This window comes from Pseudomonas sp. TWR2-1-1 (assembly GCF_049897045.1).
GTDB classification, from domain to species: Bacteria; Pseudomonadota; Gammaproteobacteria; order Pseudomonadales; family Pseudomonadaceae; genus Aquipseudomonas; species Aquipseudomonas versuta.
In genome coordinates, this window is sequence record NZ_JAFCVM010000001.1 from 253,016 (window position 1) to 264,209 (window position 11,194).

Genomic DNA, 11,194 nt, shown 5'->3' on the forward strand with positions numbered 1-11,194 from the left:
AGCGATTCACGGCGTTCCTGATCAAACTGCAAGCAGTAAAGGGTGACGTCAAATGTGTAACTCGTCACTTGCCGCGTGCATCTGCTTGGCCAGCAGCAGCTTCTCTAACTGACGTGCCGGCATCGGTCGTCCCAGCAGATAGCCCTGGACTTCGTCGCAGCCATGCTCGCGCAGGAAGTCCAGCTGTTCGTGGGTCTCGACGCCTTCGGCGATGACCGCCAGGTTCAGGCTGTGGGCCATTGCAATAATGGCCCGGGCGATCTGGGCGTCCTGCTCGCCGCAGGGCAGGCCGTCGACAAAGGTCCGGTCGATCTTCAGCACGTCGATCGGGAATTGCTTGAGGTAGTTGAGCGAGGAATACCCGGTGCCGAAGTCGTCGACGGCAATACTCAGGCCGAGATTTTTGAGGCTGGCCAGAATTTGCAGGGCTTCGCTGACTTCACGCATCAGGATACTTTCGGTCAGTTCGAGCTCCAGGCAGGCCGGGGGCAACCCGGTGTCCTTGAGGATATTGGCAATCCGCGTACCCAGCTGGCCGTCCGAAAACTGGCGCGCCGAAATATTGACCGACACTTTCGGCACACGCACCTTGGCCTGATGCCAGTGCTTGAGTTGGCGGCAGGCCTCGGTCAGGACCCAGTCCCCGACATCGACCACCAGCCCCAGTTCTTCGAGCACCGGGATAAAGTCGCCCGGTGGCACCAGCCCGCGGCGCGGATGATTCCAGCGCAATAGCGCTTCAACCCCGGTCAGGCGCTTGCCGTCGCCGCTGAACTGGGGCTGGTAAAAGAGGATGAACTCTTCCTGCTCCAGTGCATGGCGCAAATCGCTTTCCAGCTCCAGGCGCTCCAGGGCGCTGGCGTTCATGTCGGCCTGATAGAACTGGAAGTTATTCTTGCCGCGCTCTTTGGCGTGGTACATCGCCGTGTCAGCGTTCTTCATCAACTGACTGAGTTCGTTGCCGTCTTGCGGGCTCAGGGCAATACCGATACTGGCCGTGACGAAGAACTCACGGCTTTCGAGGACAAAGGGTTGTACCAGGCTGGCAAGGATTTGTTCGGCCACGCTGATGGCCCGGTTCAGGGCCAATTGACGTGTGGTGCGGGGTTGCAGGAGCAAGGTGAACTCATCACCGCCCATGCGCGCGACGGTATCGTCGTCGTCAACACAGGCCAGCAGGCGGATCGCCATGTCTTTGAGCATGCGATCCCCTGCGGCGTGGCCCAAGGAGTCATTGATCGGTTTGAAGCGGTCGAGGTCGAGGAACATCAACACCACCCACGATTTGTTCCGGTCGCCCTGTTGCAGTGCGGTGTGCAAGCGGTCCTGGAACAATGTGCGGTTGGGCAGGTGGGTCAGGGCATCGTAATAAGCCAGCCGGTGGATGCGCTGTTCACTGGCTTTGCGTTCGCTGATGTCACTGAAAAAACACACATAGCTGGCCAGATCGCCTTCATCGTCCAGCACGGCGGTAATCCCGACCCACGCCGGGTAGTGTTCGCCGCTGCGGCGCTTGAGCCACACCTCACCTTCCCAGGAACTGTGCTGATTGAGTTGCTTGATTACGTAACGCAGATGCGCCTGCTGTTGTTCATCCACCGTCAGCATGCTTGGCAATTGGTCGAGCACTTGCGCCACGGCATAGCCGCTGACCCGGCTGAAGGCTTCGTTGGCTTGAACGATATAGCCGGCAGGGTCGGTTATCAGGATTGCCGAGGTGGAGTGTTCGAATACTGTGGCGGCCATGCGCAGGTCTTTTTCCGCGCGGCGCTGCTGACTGATGTCGCGGCCCACCCCCAGGATGCCTTCAAACGTATCGTTCTCATCCCACACCAGTACCAGACGCAACTCCATGGGGATTTTGCGGCCGTCGGCCCGCAAGCAGTCGAGCAGGAATAACTGGCTTTGCAGTTGACTGCGCAGAGCCGTCAGTTGCTCGGGTTTGTCCAGTGCGGCAGTGACCCGCTCCAGCAGGCTGGAGATATTGGCAAGCTGTTGCGGGTTGGCGATGGTCGATTGCCAGCCATTGTCGAAAACCCAGGCCGCGTCGTAGCCGAGCACGGTCTGTACGGAAGGGCTGACATAATTCAGGCGCAGTAAGCGGTCAGTGGAGAAAATGACATCGCTGATGCTCTCAGCCAGCATCCGGTAGCGCTGCTCGCTGTCGCGCAGCGATTCGCTGGCTTCGATCTGGTCCGTAATATCTTTGGCAACCCCGACAATTCGCGTGACCTGGTCCCCTGTTCCAAGGGCCAGCGCCTGTTCGCGGATTTCAAAACTGCGCCAGGCGCCATTGCGATGACGAAAGCGCAGCTGGCATTGCAGCCGATGCAGATACTCGCCGTCACGTTGCTGCAGGCGTAGTTGGTGATAGTGCTCTGCGTCGTCGGGATGCAGCAGGAACTCCCAGAAATACGGCCCCATTTGCTGCAACTCGCAGGCGTTATAGCCCAGGGTGTGGCCCAGGTGATAGTTGCTGAAAATCATCATCTGGCTGATGACATCCTGCACGTAGAGGTGGTCCGGCACGGTACGTACCACGTCGGACCAGAAGCTTTCGCGTTCCTGCAAGGACAGCTCGATCAGCTTGCGATTGGTAATGTCGGTAATGCTCAGGATGACCGCGTGATAGTCCTGGCGAGTATCGGGCAGGCGCAGCACCAGCCATAAATGCTGGTCTTGCCCCCGGGCGTCGGCCAGTTTGATTTCCAGCTCAAGCTGCTGCAGTTGGTCGAGTATCGCCTCTACCAACGGATAACCGATGGCCGGGCCGGTTTTCGGACAGTCGCTGATCAGTTTTAACCACGCGCCGTCCTCTGATTCGACCTCCAGCAATTGCATGGCGACCTGGTTCACTTCAGTGATGCGCAATTGTTCAAGTAACTGGTGAGGGTGATGCGGCTGGCTGTCCAGCCATTGCTTGAGCGTGCGGCTGTCGCGAATTTTTTCGCGCTCGAGAAACCCCGGCAAGCTGGACAGGTCGAGTACGCAGAGGGCAACGCCGGTGCCTTCGAAAATATCGTGATAACGACGGCGGCCTTCGTGCAGTTGGCGTTGGCGGCGGCGCATATTGAACAGGGCGACCACCGGCAGCATGGAAAACAACAAGCCGAGCAGACTTTTGCCAATCAGTCCGGGGAGCAAGTGCTCAGCCGCCAGCCTGTCATTGAACAGCCCGCGCAACTGCCAGTCGCTGTTGCTCAAGGGGGTCAGCAGTACTGTGTCATCGATGTCCTGAGGATCGACGGCCGATACCGGAGCCAGAGGGGGCGCGCTGCGGCTCAGGGTTCTGCCGGTCTGTGTGTTTTCGATCAGCCACCGGGGGCGGTTGTTGACGGTATTGCGTGCCAGGTCTTGTAGCAGATCCGGATTCATGCGCAGCAACCAGTAACCGTTGGTCGTACCGCCAGGGTGGCGCAACATCAGATAGGCAACAGTGCCATCACTGTTGTTGCCGTAATAGTAGCCGGCTGTGCGCTTGTGCAACCGGGTGCTTTTTATCCAGTCGGCAAGGTAGGCGGCGTCGGGACTGACCCCCGTACTGTCGAGCAGCACTTGGCCGGTGGCGCTCAACAAGGCCAGGCTTTGCAGGGCCGGCAAGGATTGGCGCAGCCGGGTGAGCAGTTCCTGTAGCTGGTGCGGGTCTTTGGGTTGCGCGTAGGAGGGTAGCTGGTTGAGGGCCGTTTCAGCCCTGAGCGCCATGCTCAGATTGATGTTATCGGCCAGGTCTGCGCTGTAATTGATACTCGATAAGCGCTCCTGCTGGATCGTGTGCCGGAACTGTTCAATCAATAGCCAGAACAGCATTGCCAGCAGTATCAGGACCAGCGTGGCCAGCGCGCCTTTTAACGTGCCGCGCACAGGTGTGCCAAGGAATTGGCCTGGTATGCGGGTCAGTGTTGGCGGGGTGACATTGGGCAAGCTGTGATCCTGCGATTTGGCAAACAAGGCGCGCACGCACTATAAGCCGGACGCCCAGAGGGCGCCTAGCATGCCTTGGGTTGTGGCAAAGTGCCAGCCCTGTGCTTTGCGCTGGTTTGCCCTGATCAACGCATTCAGGTAGCTTTGCCGGTTATTCGAGCGCCTACACTCAGGCTTTTACGATCAGCAGGTATTGATGCACATCAGTTCCTGACTTTCTTCTATGGCCTGATCGGGCAATGCTCGCGCCTTATTCATCAGTCACTGACGCTAGGTTCTCCATGGCTCAATACGTTTTCACCATGCATCGGCTGAGCAAAGTTGTTCCGCCGAAGCGGGAAATCCTGAAAAACATCTCCCTGTCGTTTTATCCGGGCGCCAAGATTGGCGTGCTCGGTTTGAACGGTTCGGGTAAATCCACCCTGTTGAAAATCATGGCTGGCGTGGACACCGAGTTCGACGGCGAAGCACGCCCGATGCCGGAACTGAACATCGGTTATCTGCCGCAAGAGCCACAGCTGGACCCGAACAAGACCGTACGCGAAGTGGTTGAAGAAGCCGTTAGCGTGATCAAGGATGCGCAGGCGCGTCTGGATCAGGTTTACGCTGAATACGCCGACCCGGACGCCGACTTCGACAAGCTGGCTGCAGAACAGGCCAAGCTGGAGTCGATCCTGCAAGCCAGCGACGGTCATAACCTTGAGCGCCAGCTGGAAGTGGCTGCCGATGCTCTGCGTCTGCCCGCCTGGGATGCCAAGGTTGAGCACCTGTCCGGTGGTGAAAAGCGTCGTGTGGCCCTGTGCCGCCTGCTGCTGTCGGCGCCCGACATGCTGCTGCTCGACGAACCGACCAACCACTTGGACGCTGACTCCGTGGCCTGGCTGGAGCACTTCCTGCACGACTTCCCGGGTACCGTGGTTGCGATTACGCACGACCGTTACTTCCTGGATAACGTGGCGGGCTGGATTCTGGAACTTGACCGCGGTGCGGGCATTCCTTACGAGGGCAACTATTCGGGCTGGCTTGAAGCCAAGTCCGATCGTCTGGCTGCCGAATCCAAGCAGCAGTCGGCCCATGAAAAGGCCATGAAAGACGAGCTGGAATGGGTCCGTAAAGGCGCCAAGGCCCGTCAGTCAAAATCCAAGGCCCGTCTGCAACGCTTCGAAGAACTGCAATCGCAGGAATTCCAGAAGCGCAGCGAAACCAACGAAATCTACATCCCGGCCGGTCCGCGCCTGGGTGACAAGGTTATCGAATTCAAGAACGTCTCCAAGGGTTACGGCGATCGCGTGCTGATCGACAACCTGTCGTTCTCCATGCCTAAAGGCGCCATCGTTGGCGTGATCGGCGGTAACGGTGCCGGTAAGTCGACCCTGTTCCGCATGCTGATGGGCAAAGAGCAGCCGGATTCGGGCAGCATTGAAATCGGCGAAACCGTGCAGCTGGCATGTGTGGACCAGAGCCGCGATGACCTGGATGGCAGCAAGACTGTGTTCCAGGCCATTTCTGATGGTTCCGATGTGATCCGCATTGGTAACTACGAAATCCCGTCGCGTACCTATGTCGGTCGTTTCAACTTCAAAGGTGGCGATCAGCAGAAGTTCGTCAAGGACCTGTCCGGCGGTGAGCGTGGTCGCTTGCACCTGGCCCTGACCTTGAAAGAGGGCGCCAACGTGCTGCTGCTCGACGAACCGTCCAACGACCTTGACGTCGAGACCCTGCGTTCGCTGGAAGAAGCGCTGCTGGACTTCCCGGGCGCTGCCATTGTGATCTCTCACGATCGGTGGTTCCTTGACCGCGTCGCGACTCACATCCTGGCGTACGAAGATGACTCGCAAGCGGTCTTCTTTGAAGGCAACTACACCGAGTACGAAGCTGATCGTAAAAAACGTCTCGGCGAAGCGGCCAACCAGCCGCACCGTGTACGTCACAAGAAACTGGCCCAGTAAGGCCGGTTGGCAAGAAAAAACGGAGCCCCTCGGGGCTCCGTTTTTTTTTGGATTTCTGGTTGTGCCCGGTGGTCGTAGCCGCTGACGAGGAACGAGGCTGCGTCCGATTGCGAAGTGATCGTAAATTCAGGGCCTGCGGTTTATCTGAATGAACGGGAGCTCTGAATTCATGACGGCTTCGCCGCCAGACGCAGCCTCGTGCCTCGTCAGCTGCTACGTGAACTCCACGGGGATAATCTGGTGCAAAACTGGGTACAAGAATCACTTTTATGGTGCGCAATTACTCGTTTAACTGGATTAATTTATATAAAAGCACCATTTAAATTCATAACTGCGACATTTTGCGCTGTCGCGGTGCGGCATGAGTTGATAAAGTTCTGGCCAATCAGCGCCTAACGACAACAAATTTGCCGAGACTTTCCCATGATCGAATCCGTCGACCACTTCCTTGCCCGCCTGAAAAAACGTGACCCGGACCAGCCTGAATTCCATCAGGCCGTAGAAGAAGTTCTGCGCAGTCTGTGGCCGTTCCTTGAAGCCAATCCCCATTACCTGAACTCAGGCATTCTCGAGCGCATCTGTGAACCCGAGCGCGCGATTGTGTTCCGCGTGTCATGGGTTGATGACGAAGGCAAAGTGCGGGTCAACCGCGGTTTCCGGATCCAGATGAACAGCGCCATTGGCCCTTACAAAGGCGGTTTGCGCTTCCATCCGTCGGTAAATCTGGGGGTTCTGAAGTTCCTGGCCTTCGAGCAAACCTTCAAAAACTCCCTCACCTCGTTGCCAATGGGCGGCGGTAAAGGGGGCTCGGATTTCAATCCAAAAGGCAAAAGCGATGCTGAAGTCATGCGCTTCTGCCAGGCCTTCATGAGCGAGTTGTATCGTCACATCGGTTCTGATGTCGACGTGCCGGCGGGCGACATCGGTGTGGGCGCGCGTGAAATCGGCTTTATGTTTGGTCAGTACAAACGTCTGAGCAACCAGTTCACGTCGGTGTTGACCGGCAAGGGCATGAGCTACGGCGGCAGTCTGATTCGCCCTGAAGCCACCGGCTTCGGCTGCGTGTACTTCGCCCAGGAGATGCTCAAACGCAGCGGCCAGCGCATTGACGGCAAGCGTGTCGCGATTTCCGGTTCCGGCAACGTGGCCCAGTATGCGGCCCGTAAAGTGATGGACCTGGGTGGCAAAGTGATCTCGTTGTCGGACTCTGAAGGCACGCTCTTTTGCGAAGCCGGCTTGAGCGATGAGCAGTGGGAGGCGCTGATGGAGCTGAAGAACGTCAAGCGCGGACGTATCAGCGAACTGGCCGGCCAATTTGGCCTGGAGTTTCTGCCTGGCCAGCATCCGTGGGGCCTGGTGTGTGACATCGCGCTGCCATGTGCCACCCAGAACGAACTGGACGCCGATGCGGCCCGTGCATTGCTGAGCAACGGCTGCGTATGCGTGGCTGAAGGCGCGAACATGCCGACCACCCTTGAAGCGGTCGATATGTTTATCGACGCGGGTATTTTGTTTGCTCCGGGCAAGGCTTCAAACGCCGGTGGTGTGGCAGTAAGCGGCCTGGAAATGTCGCAGAACGCCATGCGCCTGCTCTGGACGGCAGGCGAGGTGGACAGCAAATTGCACAACATCATGCAGTCGATCCACCATGCCTGCGTGCACTACGGTGAAGAGAATGGCCGTATCAACTACGTGAAAGGCGCCAACATTGCAGGCTTCGTCAAAGTCGCCGATGCAATGCTGGCCCAGGGCGTGGTTTAAGCCGGATCAATCCTGATGATTTCGACCTGCAGATCCCCTGCGGGCCGAAACCACAGCACTTCATCCCCCAGTTGCGCGCCCAACAGCGCGCGACCCAGCGGCGAGCCCCAATTGATCAGCCCCTGGCCTGCATCGGCCTGATCCTCGCCGACCAGTTGTACGCGTTGTTCATTGCCCGAGTCATCGGCAAAGGTCACCCAACTGCCAATCTGCACCTTTTGCGTTGATGTCGCAGGGGCGACGACATGGGCGCTTTGTACGCGCTGGTTGTAGTAGCGCAGGTCGCGCTCGAGGTCGGCCAGGCGTTGTTTGTCGGCGTCATCGCGCCGGGCTGACTCGGCACTGTGCTGGCGCTGCAACTCGCTGATTTTGGCTTGTAGCTGATCAAGGCCGGCGGCGGTTACATAGTTGGGCTGATCGCTGATCTGGCGCTCAACGGGGGTATTGGCCTGTTCGGCGGCGGTGTCTTCGTTTACAAACGCGCGGCTCATGACGATGTCCTTCCGGGGCTGTGGGATTTAGAGCCGCAGAGGGAGTCAGGGTTCAGATTGGTTTGCCGGGTAACTTGTAGGAGCGAGCTTGCTCGCGAGCTTTTCAATCCAACAACGAACAGCTCGCTCCTACGGTTTTATTTATTTAGTCGGCCAGCTGCAACGCTGAGTGCTCTGCCAGTTCCTGCTGGATAAAGGCAGCAATCATGGCGCGGTAGACGCTTTCGGTCACATCCGGGTTGGCGCCCAGTTGTTCTGCCAAGGCGCGGGCCTTGGTGATGACCTGTTCTACCCGCTGCGGGGCTTTCACCGCGTCGCTGTCTTTTTTAAAGCCGGCGGCCTGGGACACATAAGCACCGCGCTCGGCGATCAGTCCGACGATCTGGCGATCCAGCCGGTCAATGTTCTCGCGCACTTGTTCAAGGGAATCACAGGTTACGGCCATGTTCTTAAACTCCATTTAATAGTGATACCACTTCAGTTCCAGCATCACTTCGTTTACCGGAGCGCTAAGGTGGCTGAACTCCCGTTGTGCCGTCAATCGCAGGCCGAGGTTGCGTGACACTTCCCATTGCTGATTCAGGCTCAGGCTGCGTCGGATTTCGCCGTTGGTGAAGTAGTCGCTTTTGGCTTCCAGGCTCAGATTGCCCACTGTATTGCGCCACAACACGCCGGTGTTGAAACCCGCTGCAGGCGATACAAAGGCGGCGAAGTCATTGTTGTGCTCCACGCGCACAGTGCCCAGGGCAAACCCCAGTACATTCTCGCCCAGCTGCCAGGTACCGCCTGCGCCACCATTGACGTGGCTGACCAGGGTTTCGTCGCCGTGCTTGCCGAGGACGCGCTCGAGCCCGCCGCCCACTTGCCAGGACCAGGGCTGGAGCAAGTCGTTTCGTGGGGTCAATGAGCGGATATTGGCCAGATCCAGCTGCTGGACCTGCCAGTGATTGCCTTCGTACTGGCGCAGCTTGAGTTGCAGGATTTCAATCTGCGCTCCCAGCGGAAAGCCCGGCGCGTTGTCGTTCAGGTCGTGATAGGCCATGCGCAGGCCGTACTCGGCAAATGCCTTGTCGTCCCGGCTGCCGGCGCCCAGCTGCCAGGTGCGTGACTCGTGTCCGTTTTCCGGCAGTTCGGGTTTTTCGACCTCAAGCCCGGATGCGGGATTCTGGTTGATCGCCCGGAGCAGTTCGAAGCTGCGCTGTGAGCGTGCGCTGTCTCGTTCAAGGCCATTGGCCCGGTAGCGCTCAATGCGATATGCCGCGTCAATGATCAGCGCCTGACGCTCTTTGGGCAGCGCCTTGAATTGCGGGTTCTGCAGCTGGGCCTGATCGGCACTGACCTGCAGTACCCATTGCTGCTCTTCAGGGTCCAGCACCTTGGCGCGATCCAGCAGTTCACGCTCGCGGGACGGGCGATACTCGATGCTTTCCACCAGCCCGGCTTCCTTAACTGCTTTCACGGTGTCGGTGGGGATTGCGGTCAGCGGGAATTGCGTGGTCAGTTGCAAGCCGGGACGCGCGACTTGCAGCAGTTCCAGAAGGCGGTACGAGCAGTTCTCGTCGAAGAAGAAATAGTCGAACTGGATTTGTTTGAGTTCCCACACATGTTCGACCATGCGTTGAGTTTCTTCGGGCGTCAGATTCAGGCGGTATTCCCACAGGTCGCGGTTCTCAAGACTGCGGTACTCCGAGAGTTTTTCCTGGTAGGGCACCAGCGCAAACAGACCGGGATAACCCCCGGCCAAACCTTTCCAGGCATACAGAATGCTGTTGTCGGAACCTTCAATGTAGGCGCCGAAGTTGATCGCATAGCTGAGCAGCGCGGTCTTGTTGCTCTGTACGTCGGCCTGGTCGATACGCAGCAAGGTGTGGCCGAACATGGAGGACGGGCTGTTGAGGTAGGCCGCCGGGAAAATCATCACCGTGCTGTGGGGGGCCACGTCTTTAAACCACTGGGTGAACTCTGCGCACTCGGCCTTGGGCAGGTCGGTCAGGTTCAGTTGGGCCTTGAGCCAGCGGGTGCGTGCCGGGTACACGCACTGCGGGTGCTTGTCGCCCATGCTCAGGGGGGCATACAACGCATCCACGGTAGCGCGCAATTCGGCATCCGGATGGTGGGCACCGTCTTTGGCGAGAAAGAATTTGTCGTCGCTGACATAGCTGCGCCAGCCGCCCAGCTTGCGGGCCTCATAGTGCCCCAGGGAGATCCAGAAAGGATCGTTGGCCAGCTGCTGCAAACGTTGATCGTCGATATGGGGTGCGGCATACAACGGGGCGCAGGCACAGAGCGCCAGATAGGCAAGGCGTTTGAGCATGGTGGGCAACTGTTGTCAGACGAATAGAAGTGAAGCAGGAGAATACCCGCTCCGGGAGGAGCGGGCGGGTCTCATTTACTACGCAGCAGTTGCGTATTTCGCCAGGCGTGCGTCGCCTTTGAGGATAGCGAGGGTGTTGGTGTGCACATCGTCAGCGGTTACGTCGGCTTTGCTGAAGATTTGCTGGAAGTGCTCGTGGGTGACTGCCGCGAAATGGTCGCGGTCTTCAGGGGCGACACCCAGTACCACCGCGTAGGTGGTCAGTGCTTCGCCATTGCCTTTGGCCATGTCTTCGGACAGCTCGTTCATCATGCCATTCATGGCAATCCACGATTTGCCGCCGTAGGTCAGGGCGTCCTTGGTCGTACAGCCGTTGGTCCCGGAGGTCATACCGAAGGTAGCGTTACCGGAGGTGCCGTTGGTGGTTGAGGCGAGGAAGTGAGCCGGTGTGCCGCGCTGACCTTCAAACAGCATGTTGCCCCAACCGCAGTTCGGGCCACCCGGTGCTTGCGCCATGGCATTGAGGGAAACAACAGTAAAGAGAGTACCGAGAAGAATCCGTTTCATAAGCTTTGTTCTCTATGTGTGTGCAACCAATGGACAAGGGTTCTGGCCCTGAAGCGCCAGTACGGACCAGTTATTACTCCAGCCGCGTAACACGTAGGAGTCTAGGCACGATCGGCCGGTTCCGTGAATTTTTGTAAAATATTCATTGAGCGGCAGTATTTATAGCCCGTAAACACAGGGGGCTGATCTTT

6 protein-coding genes and 1 pseudogene are annotated in these 11,194 nt (G+C 58.3%); 2 read left to right on the plus strand and 5 right to left on the minus strand.

Translation table 11 applies throughout. The annotated features are described in order from the left end of the window. Positions 1-48: 48 nt before the first annotated feature. A pseudogene (locus ACP7BO_RS01250) lies at positions 49-3,048 on the minus strand (EAL domain-containing protein); the annotation flags it as partial. Between the two features lie 1,154 nt (positions 3,049-4,202). On the opposite strand from ACP7BO_RS01250, the gene ettA reads away from it, so the two are divergent. Next, the gene (ettA, locus tag ACP7BO_RS01255) at positions 4,203-5,870 is read left to right on the plus strand and encodes an energy-dependent translational throttle protein EttA (RefSeq protein ID WP_003443957.1); all 1,668 of its coding nucleotides are present in this window, start codon (positions 4,203-4,205) and stop codon (positions 5,868-5,870) included. 423 nt (positions 5,871-6,293) lie between these two features. Beyond that, complete coding sequence (gene gdhA, locus ACP7BO_RS01260) at positions 6,294-7,631, plus strand: NADP-specific glutamate dehydrogenase (RefSeq protein ID WP_073509455.1); 1,338 nt, start codon at positions 6,294-6,296, stop codon at positions 7,629-7,631. On the opposite strand, the gene ACP7BO_RS01265 is transcribed toward gdhA, so the two are convergent. The 4 genes from ACP7BO_RS01265 to ACP7BO_RS01280 form a co-directional block, all read right to left on the minus strand. Beyond that, a complete protein-coding gene (locus ACP7BO_RS01265) occupies positions 7,628-8,122 on the minus strand; it encodes a GreA/GreB family elongation factor (protein ID WP_426208226.1) in 495 nt (164 codons plus the stop codon). The two genes, gdhA and ACP7BO_RS01265, sit on opposite strands and share 4 nt — an antisense overlap. A 145-nt stretch (positions 8,123-8,267) precedes the next feature. Continuing rightward, positions 8,268-8,567 (minus strand): chorismate mutase, encoded by a 300-nt coding sequence (locus ACP7BO_RS01270; RefSeq protein ID WP_426208228.1) that lies wholly within the window; start codon positions 8,565-8,567, stop codon positions 8,268-8,270. Between the two features lie 15 nt (positions 8,568-8,582). Further along, a complete protein-coding gene (locus ACP7BO_RS01275) occupies positions 8,583-10,436 on the minus strand; it encodes a DUF4105 domain-containing protein (protein WP_426208229.1) in 1,854 nt (617 codons plus the stop codon). A 78-nt stretch (positions 10,437-10,514) separates the two neighbouring features. Continuing rightward, positions 10,515-11,003, minus strand: a complete 489-nt coding sequence (locus ACP7BO_RS01280; RefSeq protein WP_003443943.1) for a DUF3015 domain-containing protein — start codon at positions 11,001-11,003, stop codon at positions 10,515-10,517. Between the last annotated feature and the right edge of the window lie 191 nt (positions 11,004-11,194).

Coding starts and splice junctions, on each gene's coding strand:
- ettA (WP_003443957.1), top strand. CDS start 4,203: ATGGCTCAATACGTTTTCACCATGCATCGGCTGAGCAAAGTTGTTCCG.
- ACP7BO_RS01265 (WP_426208226.1), bottom strand. CDS start 8,122: ATGAGCCGCGCGTTTGTAAACGAAGACACCGCCGCCGAACAGGCCAAT.
- ACP7BO_RS01270 (WP_426208228.1), bottom strand. CDS start 8,567: ATGGCCGTAACCTGTGATTCCCTTGAACAAGTGCGCGAGAACATTGAC.
- gdhA (WP_073509455.1), top strand. CDS start 6,294: ATGATCGAATCCGTCGACCACTTCCTTGCCCGCCTGAAAAAACGTGAC.
- ACP7BO_RS01280 (WP_003443943.1), bottom strand. CDS start 11,003: ATGAAACGGATTCTTCTCGGTACTCTCTTTACTGTTGTTTCCCTCAAT.
- ACP7BO_RS01275 (WP_426208229.1), bottom strand. CDS start 10,436: ATGCTCAAACGCCTTGCCTATCTGGCGCTCTGTGCCTGCGCCCCGTTG.